Genomic DNA, 22,872 nt, shown 5'->3' with positions numbered 1-22,872 from the left:
CGGGGGCGGGGGCGGCGGGGGTGTTCCAGGCGGGTCAGCCAGGTGCGGTAGTGGGTGGCGAAGGGTTCGAGGTTGCTGGTCAGGGCCTCGTGCAGGTGGGTGGCGGCGCTGGTGGCTTGGGTCACCACGTTGGCGGGGTAGGCGAAGCGGTGGCGGTGGTGGTGGAACTCGTCCTCGTCGTCGAGTACTACGCGGTGGTCGGCGCGGAAGCGGATCAGGTCCAGGTCCAGGTCGATGACGGTGAACTCGGTTGGTGTGGTGCGGCGGAAGGGGGTGGTGACGTCACAGTAGATTTCCGGGCGGCTGGGTTCGGCGAGGAACATTGCCATCCACCAGCCGTCGTGGGGCAGTAGGCGGACTGAGTCCTCGCGGGTGGTTTCTACCCGGCGCCAGCCGTAGCTGTAGCGCACCTTGGAACCGCGTGGCGTGCCGATCCATGTGCCGTATGAGTCGGTGCCGAGGAGTTGGCCGGTCACCCGCCGGTGGGGGCGTCCGTCGTATTTGCGCAGTACTAGATCGACCGCTTCCACCCCGCGAGGATAGGTCTCGATCGGGGGGACTTCGGGTGGGGTGGCGGAACTGTTGCGTGCGTGCGTCGTTGGAGACGGGGTGCGTGTGGTCATCGACGGGCGTTGTGTGCTGGACGAGGCGGAACTGCATCGACGGCTGGCCGGTGCGCTCGGCTATGGGCCGGGGTATCAGCCGGGGCTTGATGCGCTGCACGAGCGGCTGGTGGCGGGGGATCCGCGGCCGGTGGAGCTGACCTGTATCAACGCTTCGGCGCTGCGGATGGCGCTGGGGATTGCGCGGTTCGAGAGGTTTGTCGCGCTGCTGGAGAGCGTTGAGGCCATGGATGCGGGCAAGGACTGGTCCGAGCGCTTCGTGATCCGGCTGATCGACTGAAAAGGCCGGACTGGCTGAGAAGAGTGGGCCGGCTGAGAAGAGTGGGCCGGCTGAGAAGAGTGGGCCGGCTGAGGGAGCGGACCGGCTGGGCAGAGCAAGAACGGCCGGGAACCCAACTGCCCGGGAAGCGCAACCGGTGTGCACCGGATGGTGGCTCAAGTCGGGGCGTCAGGGACCGATTCCCATTGCAGCGGCAGGGAGAACCTGCCGGTGGGCGGGTCCCAGCCGGTTTCCCCTTGGCGGCCGGGGCCCGCCCGGATGCGGGGCGACGTGACGGAGGTCAGCCGTGAGCACGGAACTGCACATCGGCGCTGACGCTGAGAAGGTTGTCGTTTCGCCGTACCGTCTGAAGGCTCGAAGTGGACGCCTGCGACGCACCCGGACCGGAACGCTTGTCGAGGCTGTGCCGAGGTTGCCCTCGGGGCGTAGCCGCGAGGAGAGGGTGACCTTCGCCGCCCGGCTCGCGTTGCCGCTGCTGCTGGTCTCCGCTGTGCTCGGTGCGATGGGTATGAGCTGGTGGCTGGTGATGGCGGGAAGCGCCGCGCTCGTCACCCAGGTCTGGCGGATGCAGGCCCGTGCTGCCCGGAGTGCCGCTCTCGCCGTGCCCCGTGACGAGGAGTCCCTGGTGTTGTGGACGGTGCCGGAGCGCACCGCCTTCGAGGCTGCCGTGATCGCCTCGCGCCGGGTACGCGCCACCTGGCCGTCCCTCGGCACCATGATCGACCCGGTGCTCGCCGACCGGTCACTGACCCGTGCCCTGGGTGAGCTCGGCGAGGTGCTGTCCCGCCGGCAGGAACTGCGGCGACTGCGCAGCGAACTGGCGGCGGTCCGGGATGCCGACATTCCGGCGGACAGCCCGGCGCGGTCGGCTGTGGACGAGCAGTGGGTGCGCGCCGAGCAGCTCTGGCGTGCCGAGGATGCCGCCGCGAACCGGATTCTGCGCAGCGTCGACGCGGCGGCCCGGGCGGGGGAGAGCTTCATCCGGGAGCGTCAGGTGGCGGCCACCGCCCGGTACGCGGAGCGCACGCTCGCCAGGGTGACCGGTGCGCCGGCGAGTGTCGAGAGCGGACCTGAGCTGGCTGACCGTACCGAAGCAGTGGTCGCGGCCTACCGCGACCTCGCTGCCTGACACCCGCGACAGGGGTCACCCGAAAGGGTGACTCGCGTCACGTGACCGATAAGGGCTATGTTGTCTGACGACATGTGCCCTCGTGCCCACGCCCGGATGCAGGCCGCCAGTCCAGCGTGGCGGTCACGCTGCTCTGCGCGACGTGGACAGTTGCCGGGGGATGATCAGGGTGCGGGCCGGCTCGACGGCTCCGGCGAGTTTCTCCTGCACCATCTCGGCGTCCGGCAGTTGCCAGCCGACCTGATCCGGGGAGACTTCCCAGCGCACCTGCCCCTCGGGCATCCGGCTCGGCGGGACCGGGATCCACGAACCAGTGCCGTGCCGGACCACGTCGATGCGGCGATCCAGCTCGGTGCACAGTGGCCGTCCGGGGCGTACCAGGAACATCCAGCGGCCGCCGGCGGTGACCGCGGCCGGCCCGATGCCGGGCGCGCGCCGGGCAAGTATCGCGGGCACCTCCAGCACGTCGAAGCTCTCACCCGTGGTGAGCAGCACGGAGTGCGGGTGGTGTCGCCACCAGCCGGCGATCCGGGCGGGGTCACAGGTTGCCGCGTCGGCCCACGAGTCGAGGGCCGGGTGGCATCCGGTGATCGGGCAACCGGGCTGTCCGCAGTGGAACCTGCGGCCGGTCAGGTAGGCGCCCGGTGTCACGCTCCAGCCGTGTGCGGCGAAGCGGAGCGCGGCTCGGCGCAGGCGTACTCGGTCGAGCCGATCGAGGACGGACGTTGGGACGAACGGCTGACGGCTGGTCCACTGCATAGCCCAATCACTCCCGGAGTGGGTGGCCCGGCCGTATCCCGGCGTGACGTTCATCGTTGGCCCGGTCAGATCCACCCTTTGCAAGTTGCAGGAAAAACTACGAGCATCGGTGAGCAGGCGATCACACACGCTGTGCGATCTGTACGAGCGTGAGCGGTCCACACTGCGAGTGACACCGGATGGCTCACCGGCGGATGAGCCGCCGGGTGAGTGGGGGAGGCACCGTGGACGAGCTGCCGATCGGCCGCCGCGTCGCCTATTGGCGTGGCCGACGCAAGATGTCTCAGCAGGTGTTCGCTGACCGGCTGGGCAAATCGAAGAGCTGGGTCGACAAGGTGGAGCGGGGAGTCCGCCGTCTCGACAAGTTCTCCGTCGTGTACGACATCGCGGACGTGCTCCAGGTCGATGTCCAGTTGTTGCTGGGCAAGGAGGTGGAGCGCAAACCGGAGACGCAGAACTTCATCGACCAAGTCGAGGTCGAAGAGATTCGTGCGGCTCTGGAGCGATATGACCAGATGAGCGCGTTCTTCCAGGCGGTGCCACATTCGCCACCGCTCATGGAGATGCGCAAAGCGGTCAGCCACGCCTGGCTGACCTACCAGCACGCCAAGTACGGCGTCCTGGCCCGCGCGCTACCGAAACTGCTGCGCGACGCGCAGGCCGCGGACAGTGCCCACGCGAACAGCGACGAGGCATCGCACGCCGCGCACCTGCTCGGGCAGGTCTATCAGATCGCCTCGTCGGCGCTGCGCAAGGTCGGGGAGCACGAGCTCTCCTGGCTGGCCGCGGACCGATCGATCGCGGTCTCGCAGCGGGCCGGCGACCAGTTGCTGGCCGGTCTGGCGAGCTATCGGGTGGGCAGCGCTCTGCTCGCGCTCGGCCGGGTCCGGCCGTCGCTCGAGGTGAACGTCAACATCGCCAACCGGCTCGCGCCCGGCCCGGAGCGGCCCCGCCAGGACCAGCTTTCGGTCTACGGCATGCTGCTGCTCAACGGTGCCATGGCGGCCGCCCGGATCGGCGACAGCGCGACCGTGCGCGACCTGCTCTCCGGTGCCGACCAGGCAGCGCTGGAGCTGGGCGGCGACTTCAACCACTACTGGACCAGTTTCGGGCCGACGAACGTGCAGCTGCACCGCTGCGCGACAGCTGTCGAGCTCGGTGACGGCCGGCTGGCGGTCGAGGCGCACGAGAACATGGACAAAGAAGGCTTCAACGCCATGCTCCCGGAACGCCGCGCACATCACTACCTGGACATCGCCCGCGGTTACACGCAGATCGGCGATATCGAGAGAGCCGGCGAGATGTTGCTCGAGGGCGACCGGCTCGCCCCGTCCGAGATGCGATGCCGGCCACTCGCCCACGAAGTCCTTTCCGACGTGCTCCGGCGTACCCGGGGCACGCCACCGGCCCCGATAGCGGAGCTGGCAGAACAGATGGGAGTCGGCGTATGAGGTGGGTCCTCGCGTGATGACGGGTAACCCCTCACCCGGTGTGCTGTACGTGCTCGTATGCGGCTCACCGATGGCCCGGGACGTCGGCATCCTGGTCACTCTCGCCCAGAACGAGGGCTGGGAGGTCTGCGTGGTGACGACCCCGGACGGCCGCAAGTTCGTCGACGTGGCGGCGTTGCAGGCGCAGACCGGGCATCCGGTGCGTTCCTCGTACAAGAGTCCCGGCGACCCGGACGTGCTCCCGGCCGCCGACGCGATGATCGTCGCGCCGGCCACCGTCAACACCGTCAACAAGTGGGCCGCCGGGATCACCGACACGCTCGTGCTCGGCCTGCTCGTCGAGGGGTACGGCTACGGCGTACCGACCGCCGTGGTGCCCTACACCAACAAGGTGATGGCCCTGCACCCGGCGCTGCACGAGAGTCTCGCCAAGCTGCGGGACTGGGGTGTGCACGTGCTCTACGGCGAGGACGTCTGCCGGCTCGGTGGCCCCGGCCAGACCGACCGGTACCGCGGGCAGTTCCCGTGGCGGCGCGCGCTGCAAGCGGTGAGCCCGACGGTCAAGGCGGCGAGCAGCCGAGTCGAGCCGGGGGCGGTTTCCTAGCCATATAGAGTTTGCGGTCGTGACAGATTGCACCGTCCGCAACGTGGTGGAAGCCCTGGACGCGCGGTACCCGCGGGACTGGGCGGAATCCTGGGACCGCGTGGGGCTGGTGCTCGGCGAGTTCGATCACCGGGTCTCCCGGATCCTGTGCGTCGTCGACTGCGTCCCGGAGACCGTCGACCAGGCGCTCGAGGCCGGTGCGGATCTGATCGTCGCCCACCACCCGCTGCTGCTGAAGCCGGTGTCGTCGATCGCCCCGGATACCTTCAAGGGCCGGATCGTCCACCGGCTGATCCGTGCCGGGGTGGCGCTCTACACCGCCCACACCAACGCCGACACGGCGAACCCGGGTGTCTCCGACGCGCTCGCCGCCCGCCTCGACCTGGCCGGCCTGCGACCTCTGGTTCCCGCCGAGGGCGCGGCCGCGGGAGAGGGACGTGGCCTGGGCCGGATCGGTGAGCTGGCGGTGCCGCTCACCCTGGAGCAGTTCGCGCGCTTCGCGGCGGGACGGCTGCCGGCCACCGCCGCCGGGGTGCGCGCCGCGGGCGACCCGGGACGCGCGATCCGTACGGTCGCCGTCTGCGGTGGCGCGGGCGACTCGTTCCTGGCCGCCGCGACCAGGGCGGGCGTCGACGCGTACCTCTGTGCCGATCTGCGCCATCACCCGGTCAGCGAGCACCTCGCGGACGGTGGTCCGGCGCTGCTCGACGTCGCACACTGGGCGAGCGAGCGTCCCTGGCTCGACGACGTGGCGGTCTGGCTGCGTGCCGGTTTCCCCGTTGATGTGGTGGTGTCCGACCTGGACACCGACCCCTGGACCGTCCATTCCGCTTCTGAGAAGGAGACCCACCCGTGAAGGCCGCCCCGGAAGCCCAGCGCCGCCTGCTTGATCTGCAGGCTGTCGACACCGCTCTCGCCCAGCTCGCGCACCGCCGTAAGACCCTGCCCGAGCTCGCCGAGATCGACGCCGCCGCGCGTGAGGTCTCCGCGCTGGAGGACGAGCGGGTGCGTGCCCAGGTCGCCGTCGACGACCTGGACCGGGACATCTCCCGCTACGAGAAGGACATCGAGCAGGTGCGGACCCGCAAGGACCGGGATCAGCAGCGCCTGAAGGCCGGCGGTGCGCTGAAGGAGATCGAGGGGCTGGAGCACGAGCTGGCCACGCTGAACCGGCGGCAGTCCGAGCTGGAGGACGCCGAGCTGGAGCTGATGGAGCAGCGGGAGACGGCAGCCGCGGTGCTCACGGAGGTGCAGGGGCGGCTGGCGGCGGTGGCGGGGCGGCGTACCGACGCCGAGCGGCGGCGCGACGAGAGCCTGGACGAGCTGACCAAGGAGCACGAGTTCAAGACGGCGTCGCGGGTCCCGCTCGCGGCGGACCTCCCGGCCGATCTGATCACCCTCTACGACAAGATCCGCACCGAGACCGGGATGGGCGCGGCATTGGTGTACGCGGGACGCTGCGGCGCCTGCCGGATCGAGCTCTACGGAGCCGACCTGGCCCGGGTCAAGGCGGCACCGGCCGACGAGGTGGTCCGCTGCGAGGAGTGCCGCCGGATCATGGTGCGTACCTCGGAGTCCGGGCTGTGAGCCTGCGCGTCATCGTCGAGGCGGACGGGGGTTCCCGGGGCAATCCCGGCCCGGCCGGGTACGGCGCCGTGGTCAAGGAGGCGGCCACCGGAGAGATCCTGCTGGAGCGTTACGACTCGATCGGCGTCACCACGAACAACGTGGCGGAATACTCGGGGCTGATCGCCGGCCTGCGTGCCGCCGCCGAGTTGAACGCCGACCGGGTCGACGTCCGGATGGACTCCAAGCTGGTCGTCGAGCAGATGTCCGGCCGCTGGCAGATCAAGAACCCGGGCCTGCGCCCGCTCGCCGCCGAGGCCGCCAAGCTCGTCGGCAAGTTCTCCGAGGTCACCTTCGACTGGATCCCCCGGGAGCGGAACAAGGACGCCGACGCGCTGGCCAACCGGGCGATGGACGAGGCCGCCGGCAAAAAGGTTCCGGACGTCGCCGCGCCGCAGTCGGCGCCGCCCGCGGCGAAGCCCCGCTCCTGGGCGCCGCCGTCGCTGGAGAACGCGACGCGGATCATCCTGGTCCGGCACGGTTCGACCCCGCTGACCTCGCAGGGCCGTTACTCCGGGCGCGGCGACGTGCCGCTCACCGACGAGGGCGAGGCACAGGCGATGGCCGCGGCCGGGCGGGTGGCGGGCATCTGCCGCGACGTCACGGCCGTTCTCAGTTCGCCACTGGCGAGGTGTACGCGGACCGCGGAGCTGATCGCCGCCGAGGTGGGCGGAGTCCCCGTCACGGTGATGGACGACCTCATCGAGTGCGACTTCGGAGCGTGGGAGGCCCGTACCTTCGCCGAGGTGCAGAAGGAGTGGCCGGACGAGATGCAGGCGTGGCTGGACTCGACGAGCGTCGCTCCGCCGGGCGGGGAGTCGTTCCAGGCGGTCGCGAAACGGGTGCGCGGGGCGTTGGCGACTGTGCTTTCTGCGTACCCCGGAAAGACTGTCGTTCTTGTCTCTCACGTCTCGCCCATCAAGCTGATCCTGCGCGACGCGCTCGCGGCCGGTGACGCTTTCCTGCATCGGCTGTTCCTGGACGCCGCCGGCGTCTCCACGATGGACGTGTGGCCGGACGGCAACATCGCGGTGCGCTCGGTCAACGAGACGGCCCATCTTCGATAGTTATTGACCCTGCAGGGCGTGACGTTTAGCTTCCTCAATTAGGAAACTTTCTTCAACGTTTCGCCCTGGAGGGCTCATGCGCGGTTTGACCCGCCGCCTCGTCGCCGTGACGGCCGCCGCCGCGGCCGTCGTGGCTGCCGCACCGACTCCCGTACAGGCACATAACAGGGACTCCTCGTACCTGAAGGTCGCTTACTTCACGCAGTGGGGCATCTACGGCCGTGACTTTCAGCTGGCTGACGTGCAGCAGTCCGGTGCCGCGGCCAAGCTGACCCACATCAACTACGCGTTCGGCCCGGTCACCGCTGCCGGGGTCTGCGACTCGGCCGACCCCTGGGCCGACTGGCAGACGCCGTTCTCCGCGGAGAACAGCGTGGACGGCGTCGCCGACGTCGCCGGCCAGCCGATCTCCGGCAACCTCAACCAGCTCGCCGAGATCAAGAAGAAGAACCCGAAGCTCAAGGCGCTCATCTCGCTGGGCGGCTGGACCGGTTCGGCGCACTTCTCGGACGCGGTCCTGACCGACGCCTCCCGCAAGAAGCTGGTCTCGTCCTGCATCGATCTGTGGATCAAGGGCAACCTGCCGGGCCTGCCCGCTGGTGTCGCGTCCGGCATCTTCGACGGCATCGACCTGGACTGGGAGTGGCCCGGCTCGTCCGGCAACGTCGGCAACGTCATCCGGCCCGAGGACAAGCAGAACTTCACGCTGCTGACCGCCGAGTTCCGCTCCCAGCTCGACAAGCTCGGTCGGACCACCAAGAAGAAGTACCAGCTGAGCGCGTTCGTTCCGGCCGCTCCGGCCAAGATCGAGGCGGGCTTCGAGGTCAACAAGATCTTCAAGTACCTGGACTTCGCGACGGTGCAGGGCTACGACTTCCACGGCACGTGGGAGCCGGTGGCCAACCAGCAGTCCGCCCTGCGGGTGCCGGCCGGCGCGCCGGACAACCCGGACTTCTCGGTGGAGAACACGATCAACGCCTGGATCGCCGGTGGTGCGCCCAAGCGGAAGCTGATCCTCGGTGTGCCCTACTACGGTCAGGGCTGGACCGGTGTCACCGGCGGGCGCAACGGCCTGTTCGGTGCGGCCACCGGCGCGGCGCCCAGCGCCTTCGGTGGCGGCACCGAGGACTACAAGCGGCTCAAGCAGCTGCCGGCGCAGGGCTACACCGTCCACCGTGACCTGCGCAACGGACACGCCTGGCTCTTCGACGGGACGACCTTCTGGACGTACGACGATCCGGCTGTCCTGCTGCAGAAGTCGCTCTACATCCGGCTCAAGGGACTCGGCGGCGCGATGATGTGGTCGCTCGACGGTGACGACGAGAAGGCGTCCCTGACCAAGGCGATCGCGGCCGGCCTGCGGTAGTTCTTCGTGATGCGAGGCGGTGTGCCCATTCGGCGCACCGCCTCGCCCGTTCGGCGCACTGGGTATCGCCCGATCTTCCGATGCCTCGTTAGCGTGACGTAAGCCACACGCAACGTTTGGACAAAGGAGACTCATGGCTGAGCCGGAAACTCCGCGTACCGATAGAAGTCCCTGGAACTGGCTGCTCCTGGTGCCGATCGTGGTGCCGCTGCTGACCTTCCTCTACAACCACGACGAGCCGCGTCTGGCAGGGTTCCCGGTCTTCTACTGGCTGCAGCTCTCTTTCATCCTGCTGGGCGTCACCACCACGACGCTCGTCTACCGGATGACGAAGCGGGGGCGGCGATGAGCGAGCACATCACTGAGATCGTCGTCTTCACGTTCCTGTTCCTGCTGGTCAGCGGGATGGGCTTCGTGGCGGCGCGATGGCGGGCGCCGAAGGACATGGCGCACCTCGACGAGTGGGGCCTGGGCGGGCGCAGCTTCGGCGGCTGGGTCACCTGGTTCCTGGTGGGCGGCGACCTGTACACGGCGTACACGTTCGTCGCGGTACCGGCGCTGATCTTCGGTGCGGGGGCCGCCGGGTTCTTCGCGGTGCCCTACACCATCGTCATCTACCCGTTGTTCTTCCTGATCCTGATCCGGCTGTGGTCGGTGTCGCACCGCCACGGATTCGTGACGCCCGCCGACTTCGTCCGCACCCGGTTCGAGTCGCCGACCCTGGCGCTGGTCATTGCGATCACCGGGATCGTGGCGACGATGCCGTACATCGCGCTCCAGCTGATCGGCATCGAGGCGGTGCTCAAGACGATGGGGGTGACCGGGGAGAGCGCGTTCGCCCGGCATCTGCCGATCATCATCGCGTTCGCGATCCTGGCGGCGTACACGTACCAGTCCGGTCTGCGGGCGCCGGCGCTCATCGCGTTCGTCAAGGACACGCTCATCTACATCGTGATCCTGGTGGCGGTGCTCTGGCTGCCGTACAAGCTGGGCGGCTGGAACGCGATCTTCAACGCTGCCGACGCGAAGTTCCAGGCCTCACCGTCGCCGAACGACGGCATCCTGCTCAACGCCAACAACCAGGTCCAGTACTTCACGCTGGCCCTCGGCTCGGCGCTCGCGCTCTTCCTCTACCCGCACAGCATCACGGGTGTGCTGGCCGGCCGGAACCGCGACGTGATCAAGCGGAACATGTCGGCGCTGCCGGCGTACAGCCTGCTGCTCGGCCTGATCGCGCTGCTCGGTTACATGGCCATCGCCGCCGGGGTGAAGCCGCTGCCCGGCGCCAACCCGGGCACCGTGGACAGCAACACCGTGGTGCCGTTGCTCTTCGACCAGCAGTTCCCGTCCTGGTTCGCCGGCATCGCGTTCGCCGCCATCGGTATCGGCGCCCTGGTCCCCGCGGCCATCATGTCGATCGCCGCGGCGAACCTGTTCACCCGCAACATCTACAAGGAGTACCTGCGCAAGGACGCCACCCACGCGCAGGAGGCCAGCGTCGCGAAGATCACCTCGCTGGTCGTCAAGGTCGGCGCGGTGGCCTGCATCGTCTTCCTCGACCCGCAGTTCTCCATCGACCTGCAGCTGATCGGCGGCGTGATCATCCTGCAGACCGCACCCGCGGTGGTCATCGGCCTCTACACCCGCTGGCTGCACCGGGGCGCGCTCCTCGCCGGCTGGGCGGCGGGCATGGCCCTCGGCTTCTGGATGCTCTGGCAGATCCCCAACGCCGCGACCGGCCGCAAGCATTTCGGCGGCTCCGCCTTCCCACTCTCCGAATTCGGCTTCGACACCAAGATCACGATCTACGTCGGCTTCGTCACGGTCATCGTCAACCTGCTGGTGGCCGTGATCGCCACGCTGATCCTGCGTGCCGCGAAGACGCCGGAAGGAGTCGACGGCACCCAGCCGGACGACTACTTCGCCGACGAGGGTGACCCCCGCATCGAGCGTCAGCGGACCGATCCCGTCTCCTCCACGTAAGCCTTCTCTCATCGGCGGGCCCGGGCGCGCGCCCGGGCCCGCGTTTACTCCGGAATCGGAGTGCTACTCGCGTCCCTTCCGGTAGCGTTCGTCTCTGACGTCGCCTTTGTCGCTCCGGTGCGGCGTTCTGTCGTACCCCCGGAGGAGCATCGCGTTGCCCACTCAGCCGACTCTCACGCAGCAGTTCGCCACCGAATACGCCAAGGGCGCGGTGCCCGGCATGCTGCGGGCCATCCGGACGATCAAGCGTGCCAACAGCATGATCCTCATCGGTGCTCTGGCCGCCAGCTACCTGCATCAGGCCCACTACCTGTCCGCACTGGGTGCCGGCATGTTCGCCTGGATCGTGCCCGGCGTCTTCGACCTGGCCATGCTCTCCATGCTCACGATCACCCAGACCACCGGCATGGCCGTCGACGCCAAACGCGCCGCCATGAAAATCCTCTCCGTCGTGGTGGTCATCTCCGCCGCCGTCAACTTCGCCGCACCCGGCCCGCTCGGCCTGCGCATCATCTTCGCCCTGGTGGTCGGCCTCGTCGCCGGCGTCGAATGGGTCGCAGCCAAGATCCGGCCGGACTTCGCCGCGATCGAGGCCCGCGAGGTCGAGGTGATCACCGAGGTCCACCCGAACCGCAAACTCGACCCGGAAGTGGCGCGAGCCCGTGCGGCGAAGGCGGCACAGACGCGGCAGGCGAATCAGGCGGCCAAGGCCGCGGCGGACCAGGCCCGGGCGGAAGCGGCAAGGTCGCGGGCGGCCAAGGCGGCGGAAAGGGCGAGGGTACGGGCTGAGCGCGACGAACTCGAACAAATGCTGGAGGAGCGTCCGGTGGCGGTCGGCGTGCACCGGGCGCAGTAGTGACAGTTCATCGCTCCCCGTGGTGTAGCTGTTCAGCCTGATGACGCTGTGTCGTCCGTCTTGCTGACTCCCAGCCTGGTCTCCGCGTTCCCGCTGTTCTGCCGGGTGGTTCAATCTCGGGGTGACCTTCACAGTGACCGACGTGCCCGAGCGGGAACGCTTCGAGGCGCGCGACGAGACGGACGCGCTGGCCGGCGTGGTCACCTACCAGCTGAGCGGCAACATCATCGTCTACACCCACACCGAGGTCGACCCCGCCTTCGAAGGCAACGGCGCCGGGTCGGCGCTGGCCCGCGCGGTGATGGACGACGCCCGCTCCAAGAGCCGGACCGTGGTGCCGATGTGCCCGTTCATCAGCGGCTGGCTCGACAAACACCCGGAGTACGAGAAGATCGTCGCCCGCTCGACCCGCCGGGTCCGCTAGACCCACCCCCCCAAGCCTCGTCAACGCCGGGGGCTGGGCCGCGGCGGCGGTGTCGGGCGACGGACGAGTCGGCCTGTACGCCGGATTCTGTAGCCGGCGACGTGGTCGCCGGTGGCGGCCATCCATCTCGGCCTGCCGTTGCCGACAGGCTCGTGCAGCCTACCCGCAGGCTCGGGCGAGCAGCCCTCGAACGCCTGCGCCGGCCGCCGCCTTGCGGCAGCGGCCTTGCTTGGCCTTGCTCCGGGTGGGGTTTACCGAGCCACCCCGGTCACCCGGGGTGCTGGTGAGCTCTTACCTCACCGTTTCACCCTTACCGGCGCCGCACCGTGATGCGTGCCGGCGGTCTGTTTTCTGTGGCACTGTCCCGCGGGTCACCCCGGGTTGCCGTTAACAACCACCCTGCTCTGCGGAGTCCGGACGTTCCTCGGCGATGCCCCGAAGGACACCGACGCGACCGCCCAGCCAACTCGTCCGTCGCGCCGCAATAGTACGTGCCGCCCGGCAACCACCCGCCGTAGCCTCCACAATCCCACCCCGCCCCCTCGCCGACGACCCGTCCCGGCGCGCGCACTCTCGTGACGAGCCGCCCCCCCCAAACTGACTCCACGCGATCTTGAGACGTTGCGGAGGCCCGGTGGGCTGGGAAGTCACAAGATCGCGGCGGTGACGGCCGGCAGCGACAGTGGCGATGGCGGGTCGGGGCCGGACGCGGGGCGAGGCGGTGCGAAGGCGGAAGCACGGCGAGGGCGGCACGCACGGGGCGGCGCGGCGTGGCGTGGGGCGGCACGCACGGGGGCGGCACGCGCGGGGGCGGCACGCGCGGGGGCGGCACGCACCAGGCGGCGCGGGGCGGGGCGGCGCGGGGCGGGGACGGGATCGAGGGGAAGGCCGTAGATTCACGGGCACCATGGATATCGCGCACATTCTGCTGCTCGTGGCCGCGGGCGTTGCTGCCGGAGCGGTCAACGCGATCGCCGGTGGCGGGTCGCTGATCACGTTTCCGAGCCTGATCGCCACCGGCCTTCCGTCGGTCGAGGCGAACGTGACGAACTCGGTTTCCGTATTCCCCGGCTACGTGTCCAGCGTTGTCGGCAGCCGGGCTGATCTCGCCGGTCAGGGGCAGCGGGTGCGGTCGACGGTCGTGGCCGCTGTCGTCGGTACGGCGGCCGGGTGTGCGCTGCTGCTGCTCACCCCGGCGCGGGCGTTCGAGGTGGTGGTGCCGTTCCTGGTGCTGGGCGCCGCTGCCACGCTGGCCTTCCAGGATCGGCTGCGTGGGCTTGTCGGGCATCCGCGGGCGATGTCGCCGCGCCGGGCGGCGGTCACGTTGCAGACGGTGGTGTTCGTCGGGGCGATCTACGGCGGCTACTTCGGTGCGGCGCTCGGTGTCATGTACGTGGCCGCGCTCGCGCTGATCCTCGACGAGCCGCTGAAGCGGATCAACGCGCTGAAGAACGTGCTCTCGGCCACCGTCGGGCTGATCACGCTGCTGGTCTTCGCGATCTTCGCGGACGTCGATTGGGCTGCCGCGCTCACGCTTGCACCGGCCACGATCGTTGGAGGGTACGCAGGAGCACGCCTCGCCCGCCGGATGCCCGCCCGGGTTCTCAGGTGGGTGATCGTGACGTTCGGTACGACGATCGGCCTCCTCCTGTTCTATCGCGCGTTCCTGCGCTGACGCTCCGTCGGCGGCCCGGCGGCGGAGGTGCCTTCCGCCGCCGGGTCGCCGTGGGGCCGGCAGCCAGCCGGACCGAAAAAAGCCGATGGTCCCGCGGATCGGGTGGCGGATGATTGTGGACAGCCACCCGGCGAGCGCGACGCCGCGGCTTACCACCGCAGCGCCCCGTCTAACCCTCATCGGCCGGTATTTACTCGTTCGGATGAAGGCGGGGCCCTCCGACGAGTCCCAGCAGGAGATCCAGAGCGTCCTCTTCGTCGAGTCCGTGCAGACTGTGGCAGGTCATCGCGCTCAGCGGCGGCGGCGCCCCCGTCGCGTCAAGACCGACAAGGATCAGGCGCCCGGGTGGAGCGGGGCAGGAGAGGCCGGCCCAGTCTGATTCGGTGCCCCGGTGTTCGGCGGAGAGCAGGACCACAACGGGGTCGCTACCGGAAAGCGCGACCGCTATCCGCGACGCGAAGTCGGCACCGGCCGGGTCGAGATTCACCTCGTGCCCGGCGGCCCGGAGTTCGAGGGCGATCCACTGTGCCCATGGCCCATCAGGGACGGCGTGGGAGACGAATATGGGCACGTCCACAGCATGCCGGAAGTAAGTCCACAGTGCTCGCCGCACGTCGATGTCTGCCGCTGGGACGGTGTGAGAATGTCGTCCGTTGACGTGCAACTTGCACAACTCATAGTGTCGAAGTCGTGACGGCGGGTGGACCCTTGCGGGAGTGGGGGCGGCCTGGTCACGGGAAAATGCTGACAAAGCATCCGGAGTCGAGGAGCGCTTGATGACTGTCGCGATCGGGATCAACGGATTCGGGCGGATCGGCCGAAGCTTGACCCGGATCGTGGCGTGCGCGCCCCATGCGGGCGTGGAGATCGCCGCGGTGAACGACATCGCCTCCACCGAGAAGCTGGCGTACGGCCTGCGCCGGGACAGCATTCGCGGAGCCTTCCCGGGCACGGTCACCACCCGGGGTGATTACCTGGTGGTGAACGACCATGCCATCCGCGCATTCCACCAGGAGCGCCCGGAGCGCATCCCGTGGGCCGACGAGGGGGTGGACGTCGTCATCGAGGCCACCGGCCGATTCCGGGCGGGGACCACGGCGCGGACCCACATCACCCACGGTGGCGCCCGCAAGGTGGTGATCAGCGCCTCGGCCGACGACCCGGACGCCTTCCTGGTCTTCGGTGCCAACCACCTCAGCTACGACCCGGCGGCCCACGACGTGGTCTCGCCGGCCTCGTGCGGTGTCAACGCCCTCACCGTGATGGCGAAGGTGCTGCTCGACCGCTTCGGCCTGCGCTCGGTGAACACGTCGGTGATGCTGGCGTCGCAGGGCTGGCAGCGGGTGCAGGACTCGGTGGTCGGCACCTCACGCGACGATCCCCGGCTCGGGCGGGCCAACGGCGAGAGCATCGTCCCGCACAACTACGTGGTCGGTGACCTGGTGCGGGTGGCGCTGCCCGAGATCGGCGAGATGCGGTACAGCTACTACTGCGTGCCGACCCCGGTGGGCTCGCTCGCCGAGCTCTCCGGGCAGACCGACCGGCCGGTCACGGTCGAGGAGATCAACCGGGCGATGGCCGAGGCGGCAGCCGGGCCGATGCGGGGGATCCTGGCGTACGACCCGGACCCGACGGTGTCGATCGATGTGAAGAACAACTCCGCGTCGTGCCTGTTCGACCCGTCCGGCACGCAGGCCACCGCGGACGGCGGGGTGAAGGTGCGCGGCTGGTTCGACAACGAGTGGGGTTTCTCGAACCGATTACTCGACCTCGCCCGCCTGGTGGGAGAGCGGTTACCCGTCCCTTCGAGCCGGGTGAGCTGGAGCGTCGCCTAGGCTTCCCCTGATGATCTACCTTTCCGACGTGCGGGCCGCCGCCCGCCGCTCCGCCGGCCGGATCCGGCGGACGCCGGTGGTGGGCGCGGGCCCGGACCAGTGGTGCAAGCTCGAATACCTCCAGCACGCTGGTTCCTTCAAAACTCGCGGCATGGTGAACCAGATCGCCGCCGGGGCCGAGCGCAGCGCCCTGCCGGAAGCCGGGATCATCGCCGCCTCCGGGGGCAACGCCGGCCTGGCAGCCGCCTTCGCCGCCCGCGAACTGGGCGTGCCGGCCGAGGTCTACGTGCCGCTCACCGCCCCGGCGGTCAAGGTCGCGAAGCTGGGGAAGCTGGGCGCCCGGGTGGTGCAGGCCGGGACCGAGTACGCCGAGGCGTACGAGGCCGCGACCGTACGGGCGAACGAGACCGGTGCCCTGTTCTGTCACGCCTATGACGACCCCGCGATGGTCGCCGGCAACGGCACCCTCGGCCTGGAGCTGCTCGAACAGCTGCCGGACGGCTTCGACACCGTGCTGGTGGCGGTCGGCGGCGGTGGCCTGATCGCGGGGGTGATCGCCGCACTGCCGCAGCACCGGATCGTGGCGGTCGAGCCGGAGACCTCCCGCGCCCTGAACGCCGCCCTCGAAGCCGGCGAGCCGGTGGACGTGCCGGTCTCCGGGGTGGCGGCCGACTCACTCGGCGCGCGGCGGGCCGGGCGGATCGCGTACAAAATGGCTTCTGATCGGAATGTCTTGTCGGTTCTGGTGACTGACGAGGCGATCGTGGACGCGCGCCGCCGGCTCTGGGACGACTACCGGATCGTGGTGGAGCACGGCACGGCGGCGGCTCAGGCGGCATTGCTGTCCGGCGCCTATCGGCCGGAGCCGGGGGAGCGGGTGGTCGTGCTGCTCTGCGGTGCCAACACCAACCCCGCCGATCTGGCCTGAATCACCCACGCGGCGCCGGCGATTCGGCCAGGCTCACCTCGTGGCCGAGGACAATCAGATCGGCACGGTGATCTCCGGTGCCAGCATCCTGCCGGAGTTCCTCCCGCGTTCGGCCGCCGCCTCGGCGAGAACCTGCCCACCGGCGCGGGCGTCCAAGCCGTACGCGACAACCTGTACTTTCCGGGCGCCGAGATCGGCCGCCACCTGACCGTGCTCGCCCTCTACGCGGCGATCGGCTGTCTGATCGTGCTCGTCACGAACATCATGCCCAACCGCCGGAACCGGACATCGGAGCTGGACCTGGATCTGACCGGGCGCCTGGAAGGGGAGCCGGTGAACAGCGACCCGAAGGCAACCGTGGCTGCCTCATGACCCGGCGCGTACGGTCGATCCGGTGACGACCAAGCACAGGGAGAGGGCATGCCTGTTCGTACGCGAGTCACCGTTCCGCTCGAGTTCCCCGACGGGTTCACCACCACCGCCGAGGTGATCACCTTCACCGGTCTGGCCGACGGCAAGGAGCACCTGGCGCTCGCTCTCGGCGACCCCGCCGGGGCCGGGGTGCCACTGGTGCGGATGCACTCGGAATGCCTGACCGGTGACGTGTTCGGCTCCCAGCGCTGCGACTGCGGACCACAGCTGCGCGAGGCCGTCGAGCGCATCGCGGGCGCCGGCGGATACCTGCTCTACCTGCGCCAGGAGGGTCGCGGCATCGGGCTGTACGCGAAGCTCGACGCGTACGCGCTCCAGGACCTCGGGATGGACACCTACGAGGCCAACCGGGCGCTCGGGCACGGTGACGACGAGCGCGACTACACGGCGGCGGCGCAGATGCTCGCCGCTCTCGGGGTGTCCGCGATCGACCTGCTCACCAACAACCCGGACAAGCCGCGGCAACTGCGCGAGCTCGGTGTGGACGTGCGCGCGGTCCGGCCCACCGGGGTGCACGCCTCCCCGGCCAACGTCCGCTACCTGCAGGCGAAGGTCGCCCACACCCAGCACACGATCAACCTGGCCTCCGCGTCCTGAGGTTTTTCGCGTAGCGGCTCAGTTTTCTCCCGGGTCGCCGATCGAGAAGGCGTGGGTATCGAGGGAGTGAACGCACGCATCGCCGACATCCAGAGCCGGATGATCGCGATGCAGACTCAGCAGGCCACGAGCACCGCTACGCAGTCGACGAAGTCGAGCGGGACCAGCGGTGCGACCTTCGCGAACCATCTGCAGAGCGCCGTCGCGTCGGCCGAGGGTCCTACCGCCTCGAAACAGACGCACAAGCTCAATGGCAAGGGTATTCCGGTCGACCTCGCCGCGTACGGGAACGGAAAGATCCCGGACAACGCTCTGGCGCAGGTCGGCGGAACCGGGCACAAACTGTGGGCACCGGCCGCCGAGAACCTGAACCGGATGATCGAGGACGCCAAGCGTGACGGGGTCACGATCGGCATCAGCGACTCGTACCGCCCCTACGCCGAGCAGGTGGACATCGCCCGGCGTAAGGGGCTGTACTCACAGGGCGGGCTCGCGGCCAAGCCGGGCACCAGCGAGCACGGCTGGGGCATGGCCACCGACCTCGACCTCAACGGCAAGGCGCTGAACTGGATGCGCAAGAACGCCGACAACTACGGCTTCGTGGAGAACGTGCCGCGCGAGTCCTGGCACTGGGCGTTCCGGCCCAAGACCTGAGCCCTATACGCGGCACAGGATCTCGCCGTGGGTGATGGCCAGCCAGCCGTCCTCGTCGTCGGCCCACCGCCGCCACCCGGCCGAGATCCGCCGCAGGTCCTCGTCGGTCGCCGCGCCGGTCCGCAGCGCGGTGTCGGCCATCTCCGACTTCAGGACCCGCTCCTCCCACATCCCGCCCCACCACTCGCGGTCCTCCGCGTTCGCGAAGCACCAGACGCTCGCGGTGGCGGTGACGTCGGTGAACCCGGCGGCCCGCGCCCAGGCGAGCATCCGCCGGCCGGCGTCCGGTTCGCCGCCGTTGCCCCGGGCCACCCGCTGGTACAGCGCCAGCCACTCGTCCAGCTCGGGCACCAGCGGGTACCACGTGAAGGCCGCGTAGTCGCTGTCCCGCGCGGCGACCAGCCCGCCGGGCCGGGCCACCCGGCGCATCTCGCGCAGCGCGGCCACCGGGTCGGCGACGTGCTGGAGCACCTGGTGCGCGTGCACCACGTCGAAGATGCCGTCGGGGAAGTCGAGCGCGTGGACGTCGCCGACGGCGAAGTCCACGTTCGCCAGACCGATCTGCGCGCGGGCCAGGTCGAGGGCGGCCTCGGTCTGCTCCAGCGCGGTGACCCGGCCGGGTGTGACCCGTGCCGCCAGGTCCGCGGTGATGGTGCCGGGACCGCATCCGACGTCCAGGAGGGAGATTCCGGAGGAAAGATGCGGCAACAGGTAGGCCGCCGAATTCTCTGCGGTGCGCCAGCGGTGTGAGCGCAAGACCGACTCGTGATGCCCGTGGGTGTACGTCGCCATGCCCTCGAAGCTAGACCTGTTGTCCTCAAATATGAGACGCCCATCCCATATTCTGAACAACATGATTTCTTCGTTCGCAGTTCAGGCCGTATTTTGGTGTCCATGAGGATCGGCATCGTCGGCGCGACGGGTCAGGTCGGTGGCGTCATGCGCCGCATCCTGGCCGAGCGCGAGTTCCCTGTTGACCAACTGCGGCTCTTCGCCTCCGCGCGCAGCGCGGGCCGCACCCTCCCGTGGGGTGACGGCGAGGTGACCGTGGAGGACGCCGCCACGGCTGACTACCGCGGCCTCGACATCGTGCTCTTCTCCGCCGGCAAGGGCGGCTCGAAGGAGTACGGGCCACGTGTCGCCGAGGCCGGCGCGGTCGTCGTCGACAACTCCTCCGCCTGGCGGATGGACCCCGAGGTGCCGCTCGTCGTCGCCGAGGTGAACCCGGACGCCGCCAGGGTTCGCCCGAGGGGCATCATCGCCAACCCGAACTGCACCACCATGGCCGCGATGCCGGTGCTGCGCCCGCTGCACGACGCGGCCGGCCTGGTCTCCTTCATCGCCACCACCTACCAGGCGGTCGGCGGTGCCGGCCTGGCCGGCGTGGCCGAGCTCGACGAGCAGATCAAGAAGGTGGCGGACCGGGCAACCGAGCTGACCCACGATGGGTCCGCCGTGGAGTTCCCCGAGTCCCGCGTCTTCCCGAAGCCGATCGCCTTCAACGTCATCCCGCAGGCCGGCTCGTTCGTCGACGACGGCAGCGCCGAGACCGACGAGGAGCAGAAGCTCCGCAACGAGAGCCGTAAGATCCTCGATCTGCCCGGCCTGCTGGTCTCCGGCACCTGCGTGCGCGTGCCGGTCTTCACCGGCCACTCCATCCAGATCAACGCCCGGTTCACCCGGCCGATCACGCCCGAGCAGGCTCGCGAGCTGCTCGCCTCCGCGCCCGGTGTGGAGCTCTCCGACGTGCCGACCCCGCTGCAGGCGGCCGGCCGCGACCCGTCCTACGTGGGCCGTCTCCGCGCCGACTCCACCGCCGAGAACGGGCTGGCGTTCTTCATCTCCAACGACAACCTCCGCAAGGGCGCGGCACTCAACGCCGTCCAGATCGCCGAGCTCGTCGCCGCCGAACTCAGCTGATTTTTCCGTCATCGAACCGTCCCGGCCGTATCGGCCGGGGCGGTTCTGTCGTTTCCTGAAGGATTCCACAATGGAAATCTGGGACTTTTTGCCCGAATCGGTAGCGCTTGGCCGGTTTTAGCGGCACAGTGATGGAATGAACGACAGTGGGCTCGGCGGGGCAGGCTACTTCTGGTGCCTTCGTGACCACCGGGTGGAGAGCGGAGACGACGTGTGCCCCGCTCAGTACCGGCTCGGTCCCTACGCCACGGCTGACGAAGCGACGCGGGCACTCGAGACGGTCGAGAAGCGCAATGCCGAGTGGGATGCCGAGGACGCCCGCTGGACAGGGGAGGCCAGCTAAACGCCCGGTCCGCATTCCAGCCCGGAACCGCGCAACTCCAGGCGCCGACGTGCCCGCAGTCATTCGCAAGGAGGAACACCTCGATGCCCGCTGCCTCGATGCCCGTTTCAAGAACGGCTTCGACCAGATCCGCTGCCTCCGGCGCGGCCTCAAGAACCACATCACAGTCATCCGGTACGGGAGGCCGCGCGACCGCCGCGACCCCGGCCCGGAAGCCCGCCGCGACCCCGGCCCGTAAGCCTGCCGCGGTCCCGGTCCGCAAGCCCGCCGCGACCCGGAAAGCTGCGTCGGCATCGTCCGCTCCCGCTTCCGTACGCAAGTCGGCGCCGGCAGCCCCACGCAAGGCTGCTTCGGGCCGCAATGCTGGTCCCGCGTCCACACGGAACAATGCGCCTGCCTCGCGGACGGCTGCCGCCCGCGGTCCCGCCACTAAGGCCTCCGCCTCCAAGGCTGCGGCTGTCTCCAAGGCTGCGGCTGTCTCCAAGGCTGCGGCTGCTCCGAAGTCGATGTCGAAGGCGGCGGCTCTCAAGGCGGCGCCCGCGGCCAAGACCGCGGCTCGTTCCGCTGTGGCCAAGACGCCCGCAAAGGCTGCTTCCGTCAAGGCGGCGGCTGCCGGTCGCGCGCCGGCGAAGACCGCCGCTCGCACGTCTGCTACCCGCACGTCTGCTACCCGCAGGCCTGCTACTCGCACGCCCGCGCCTCGGTCGGGCAGTGCCCCGACCGCCAAGTCACCGGCGGTGAAGAGTGCGGTCGGGACGGCAGCCAAGCGCGTCGCGGCTGCTGCCTCCTCGACGAAGACGCGGGCCGGTGCCAAGGTCACGGTGAAAGCCCCGGTGGCCACGAAGCCGACCGTCTCGAAGGTGTCGGCGACCAAGACCGCGGCGACCAAGACCGCGGCGACCAAGACCGCGGCGACCAAGACCGTGCGTGCGAAGGCAGCGCCTGCCAAGACCTCCGCTGCCAAGACTGTGCCGGCCAAGACCGTCAAAACCAGGTCCGCGGCCAAGGCCGTTGTTCCTGTGCAAGCGGGACGCGCGTCGGCCAAGCCGGGTAAGGCCACACGTAGTGGCGCTGCTGCCGCGCCCGTTCGTCCGGCCACCAAGCGGGCTGCTCCTGCGAAAGCCACTGCGGTGAAGGGCACGAGCAAGAGCTCCACGTCAGCAGGGAAGGCCGCCGGTAAGACGACAGCTCCGAAGGCTCGTGCCGGTACCACCTCGAGCCGTCCCGAGACGAAGGCGGCGGCTGTTCCCGCTGGGCGGGCGAAGGCAGCTACTGCGTCCGCTGGGCGGGGGAAGGCGGCACCTGTACCCGTGAGCAGGACGGGGCGGCCGCGCCGGGTTGCGGCGGCTATGAGCAACCTGCCGAAGTCGCAGATCACTGTTTCCACGGGTGATGTCGAGGACGACGTACAGCCGGTGGTGAGCGACGAGATCAGCGTGAACGAGGCCGCTGGTGTGGACGTTCCGTTCGTGGGTGGATGGTTCTCACCGGAGCGGGGACCGGCCCAGCCGGACCGGGACTCCGAGCAGTGGGGGTCCGACCGCCCGGATCTGGAGGTGCTCGGCGCCTCCGGCTCGGGTACCGAATCCCAGCAGGGTGATGAATCCTCGCGACAGGTCGGGCTGGTGTTCAGCGGTTCCACGGGAGACAGCGAACCGGCCGCGGTCGGCGTGGCCCGAGTGCCGAAATCAGCCGGTGCGGAGCCGGACACCATCCGCCTGAGCCGTAGCAACGGCACCGCCGTCTCCACCGGACCCACTCCGGCCGAGGCGAACGACGCACTGCCGCCCGTGGTGCGACCCATCCGCGCGGGCCGGACGGCCGCAACCGTGCGACCGTTCCGAGCCGGTCGAACGGCCGAAGCCGCAGCCGAAGCCACCGAGTCCGCGGCTGAGGCAGCGGGCGACGCGGCTCACGCGGCAGGCGCCGCGGCGAAGGCGGCGGAAAGTGCCGCCCTGGCAGCCGGAACCGCAGCCGTCGCAGCGGGTACCGCGGCTCGCGCAGCGGAAACCGTTGCCGAAGCCGAAATCGAGGCCGTGTCCGAGCCCGAAGCCGAGCCCCGGCCGACGACCCGGCGGGCCCGTAACACGCGGACGGGTGGCCGAACCGCGGCGACGAACACCACCGCCCGCAAGTCGGTCGGCTCGAAGGCGACGGCGCCCAAGACCACCCCGGCCAAGGCGGTCGGCACCAAGGCCACGGCCACGAAGTCCGCGGGCGTCAAGCCGACCGGCACCAAGACCACCGGCATGAAGGCCGCGACGTCGAAGACCGCCGCTCCCAAGGCAGCCACCTCCAAGGCAGCGGGGACCAGGGCGAC

At 69.6% G+C, this 22,872-nt stretch carries 26 protein-coding genes, 1 other RNA gene and 1 pseudogene; 23 read left to right on the top strand and 5 right to left on the bottom strand.

Going from position 1 to position 22,872, the window contains the following annotated elements; translation table 11 throughout:
* On the bottom strand, window positions 1–530 hold a 530-nt coding region (locus ACFQV6_RS33030), incomplete at its 3' end, for a DUF402 domain-containing protein (RefSeq protein WP_378031568.1).
* Window positions 531–609: 79 nt separating this feature from the next.
* On the opposite strand from ACFQV6_RS33030, the gene ACFQV6_RS33025 reads away from it, so the two are divergent.
* Both ACFQV6_RS33025 and ACFQV6_RS33020 read left to right on the top strand, forming a co-directional pair.
* Window positions 610–903, top strand: coding sequence for a barstar family protein (locus ACFQV6_RS33025; protein WP_378031567.1), 294 nt, complete (start codon window positions 610–612; stop codon window positions 901–903).
* Window positions 904–1,345: 442 nt separating this feature from the next.
* The gene (locus ACFQV6_RS33020; protein WP_378031566.1) at window positions 1,346–2,032 is read left to right on the top strand and encodes a hypothetical protein; all 687 of its coding nucleotides are present in this window, start codon (window positions 1,346–1,348) and stop codon (window positions 2,030–2,032) included.
* 123 nt (window positions 2,033–2,155) lie between these two features.
* On the opposite strand, the gene ACFQV6_RS33015 is transcribed toward ACFQV6_RS33020, so the two are convergent.
* The gene (locus ACFQV6_RS33015) at window positions 2,156–2,791 is read right to left on the bottom strand and encodes a bifunctional DNA primase/polymerase (protein ID WP_378031565.1); all 636 of its coding nucleotides are present in this window, start codon (window positions 2,789–2,791) and stop codon (window positions 2,156–2,158) included.
* 224 nt (window positions 2,792–3,015) lie between these two features.
* Between ACFQV6_RS33015 and ACFQV6_RS33010 the strand changes: the two genes are divergently transcribed.
* The 10 genes from ACFQV6_RS33010 (at window position 3,016) to ACFQV6_RS32965 (ending at window position 12,168) form a co-directional block, all read left to right on the top strand.
* Complete coding sequence (locus ACFQV6_RS33010) at window positions 3,016–4,242, top strand: helix-turn-helix domain-containing protein (protein ID WP_378031564.1); 1,227 nt, start codon at window positions 3,016–3,018, stop codon at window positions 4,240–4,242.
* Between the two features lie 16 nt (window positions 4,243–4,258).
* A complete protein-coding gene (locus ACFQV6_RS33005) occupies window positions 4,259–4,846 on the top strand; it encodes a flavoprotein (RefSeq protein WP_378031563.1) in 588 nt (195 codons plus the stop codon).
* A gap of 19 nt (window positions 4,847–4,865) precedes the next feature.
* Window positions 4,866–5,702 (top strand): Nif3-like dinuclear metal center hexameric protein, encoded by an 837-nt coding sequence (locus ACFQV6_RS33000; RefSeq protein ID WP_378031562.1) that lies wholly within the window; start codon window positions 4,866–4,868, stop codon window positions 5,700–5,702.
* The gene (locus ACFQV6_RS32995; RefSeq protein WP_378031561.1) at window positions 5,699–6,433 is read left to right on the top strand and encodes a zinc ribbon domain-containing protein; all 735 of its coding nucleotides are present in this window, start codon (window positions 5,699–5,701) and stop codon (window positions 6,431–6,433) included. The genes ACFQV6_RS33000 and ACFQV6_RS32995 overlap by 4 nt, the downstream gene beginning before the upstream one ends.
* A complete protein-coding gene (locus ACFQV6_RS32990; RefSeq protein WP_378031560.1) occupies window positions 6,430–7,539 on the top strand; it encodes a bifunctional RNase H/acid phosphatase in 1,110 nt (369 codons plus the stop codon). Before ACFQV6_RS32995 ends, ACFQV6_RS32990 begins: the two co-directional genes overlap by 4 nt.
* Window positions 7,540–7,615: 76 nt before the next feature.
* Complete coding sequence (locus ACFQV6_RS32985; RefSeq protein WP_378031559.1) at window positions 7,616–8,905, top strand: glycoside hydrolase family 18 protein; 1,290 nt, start codon at window positions 7,616–7,618, stop codon at window positions 8,903–8,905.
* A 133-nt stretch (window positions 8,906–9,038) separates the two neighbouring features.
* Window positions 9,039–9,254, top strand: coding sequence for a DUF3311 domain-containing protein (locus ACFQV6_RS32980; RefSeq protein WP_378031558.1), 216 nt, complete (start codon window positions 9,039–9,041; stop codon window positions 9,252–9,254).
* Window positions 9,251–10,888 (top strand): monocarboxylate uptake permease MctP, encoded by a 1,638-nt coding sequence (mctP, locus tag ACFQV6_RS32975; RefSeq protein ID WP_378031557.1) that lies wholly within the window; start codon window positions 9,251–9,253, stop codon window positions 10,886–10,888. The genes ACFQV6_RS32980 and mctP overlap by 4 nt, the downstream gene beginning before the upstream one ends.
* Window positions 10,889–11,042: 154 nt before the next feature.
* Window positions 11,043–11,744, top strand: coding sequence for a hypothetical protein (locus ACFQV6_RS32970; protein WP_378031556.1), 702 nt, complete (start codon window positions 11,043–11,045; stop codon window positions 11,742–11,744).
* 121 nt (window positions 11,745–11,865) lie between these two features.
* On the top strand, window positions 11,866–12,168 hold the full coding sequence (locus tag ACFQV6_RS32965) for a GNAT family N-acetyltransferase (RefSeq protein ID WP_378031555.1): 303 nt from the start codon (window positions 11,866–11,868) through the stop codon (window positions 12,166–12,168).
* Between the two features lie 60 nt (window positions 12,169–12,228).
* Here ACFQV6_RS32965 and rnpB read toward each other — a convergent pair.
* Window positions 12,229–12,638: RNase P RNA component class A (gene rnpB / locus ACFQV6_RS32960), an RNA gene on the bottom strand.
* Window positions 12,639–13,075: 437 nt separating this feature from the next.
* Between rnpB and ACFQV6_RS32955 the strand changes: the two genes are divergently transcribed.
* Window positions 13,076–13,843, top strand: coding sequence for a sulfite exporter TauE/SafE family protein (locus ACFQV6_RS32955; RefSeq protein ID WP_378031554.1), 768 nt, complete (start codon window positions 13,076–13,078; stop codon window positions 13,841–13,843).
* A 190-nt stretch (window positions 13,844–14,033) separates the two neighbouring features.
* Here the strand turns inward: ACFQV6_RS32955 and ACFQV6_RS32950 are convergent, their stop codons facing one another.
* On the bottom strand, window positions 14,034–14,414 hold the full coding sequence (locus ACFQV6_RS32950) for a toll/interleukin-1 receptor domain-containing protein (protein ID WP_378031553.1): 381 nt from the start codon (window positions 14,412–14,414) through the stop codon (window positions 14,034–14,036).
* 205 nt (window positions 14,415–14,619) lie between these two features.
* Between ACFQV6_RS32950 and ACFQV6_RS32945 the strand changes: the two genes are divergently transcribed.
* The 6 genes from ACFQV6_RS32945 to ACFQV6_RS32920 are packed head-to-tail and all read left to right on the top strand — an operon-like array spanning window position 14,620 to window position 18,289.
* Complete coding sequence (locus tag ACFQV6_RS32945; protein ID WP_378031552.1) at window positions 14,620–15,678, top strand: type I glyceraldehyde-3-phosphate dehydrogenase; 1,059 nt, start codon at window positions 14,620–14,622, stop codon at window positions 15,676–15,678.
* Between the two features lie 10 nt (window positions 15,679–15,688).
* The gene (locus ACFQV6_RS32940; protein WP_378031551.1) at window positions 15,689–16,606 is read left to right on the top strand and encodes a threonine/serine dehydratase; all 918 of its coding nucleotides are present in this window, start codon (window positions 15,689–15,691) and stop codon (window positions 16,604–16,606) included.
* Window positions 16,607–16,646: 40 nt separating this feature from the next.
* On the top strand, window positions 16,647–16,814 hold the full coding sequence (locus ACFQV6_RS32935; RefSeq protein WP_378031550.1) for a hypothetical protein: 168 nt from the start codon (window positions 16,647–16,649) through the stop codon (window positions 16,812–16,814).
* 2 nt (window positions 16,815–16,816) lie between these two features.
* Window positions 16,817–16,978, top strand: coding sequence for a hypothetical protein (locus ACFQV6_RS32930; protein WP_378031549.1), 162 nt, complete (start codon window positions 16,817–16,819; stop codon window positions 16,976–16,978).
* Window positions 16,979–17,026: 48 nt separating this feature from the next.
* Window positions 17,027–17,635: a GTP cyclohydrolase II gene (ribA, locus tag ACFQV6_RS32925; protein ID WP_378031548.1), complete on the top strand. Its 609-nt coding sequence runs from the start codon at window positions 17,027–17,029 to the stop codon at window positions 17,633–17,635.
* A gap of 51 nt (window positions 17,636–17,686) precedes the next feature.
* The gene (locus ACFQV6_RS32920) at window positions 17,687–18,289 is read left to right on the top strand and encodes a D-alanyl-D-alanine carboxypeptidase family protein (protein ID WP_378031547.1); all 603 of its coding nucleotides are present in this window, start codon (window positions 17,687–17,689) and stop codon (window positions 18,287–18,289) included.
* A 3-nt stretch (window positions 18,290–18,292) separates the two neighbouring features.
* Here ACFQV6_RS32920 and ACFQV6_RS32915 read toward each other — a convergent pair whose 3' ends face one another.
* A complete protein-coding gene (locus ACFQV6_RS32915; RefSeq protein ID WP_378031546.1) occupies window positions 18,293–19,081 on the bottom strand; it encodes a methyltransferase domain-containing protein in 789 nt (262 codons plus the stop codon).
* A 102-nt stretch (window positions 19,082–19,183) separates the two neighbouring features.
* Here ACFQV6_RS32915 and ACFQV6_RS32910 point away from each other — a divergent pair, with 102 nt between their 5' ends.
* The 4 genes and pseudogenes from ACFQV6_RS32910 to ACFQV6_RS32895 form a co-directional block, all read left to right on the top strand.
* Window positions 19,184–20,209, top strand: a complete 1,026-nt coding sequence (locus ACFQV6_RS32910) for an aspartate-semialdehyde dehydrogenase (protein ID WP_378031545.1) — start codon at window positions 19,184–19,186, stop codon at window positions 20,207–20,209.
* Between the two features lie 136 nt (window positions 20,210–20,345).
* Window positions 20,346–20,552, top strand: a complete 207-nt coding sequence (locus tag ACFQV6_RS32905; protein WP_106316737.1) for a hypothetical protein — start codon at window positions 20,346–20,348, stop codon at window positions 20,550–20,552.
* 49 nt (window positions 20,553–20,601) lie between these two features.
* Window positions 20,602–20,790 (top strand): hypothetical protein, encoded by a 189-nt coding sequence (locus tag ACFQV6_RS32900; protein WP_378031544.1) that lies wholly within the window; start codon window positions 20,602–20,604, stop codon window positions 20,788–20,790.
* 1,111 nt (window positions 20,791–21,901) lie between these two features.
* Window positions 21,902–22,872 (top strand): annotated as a pseudogene (locus ACFQV6_RS32895) (hypothetical protein); the annotation flags it as partial.

Source organism: Actinoplanes sp. GCM10030250, from assembly GCF_042666575.1.
Lineage (GTDB): Bacteria > Actinomycetota > Actinomycetes > Mycobacteriales > Micromonosporaceae > Actinoplanes.
This window is presented reverse-complemented; position numbering and strand designations above follow the sequence as displayed.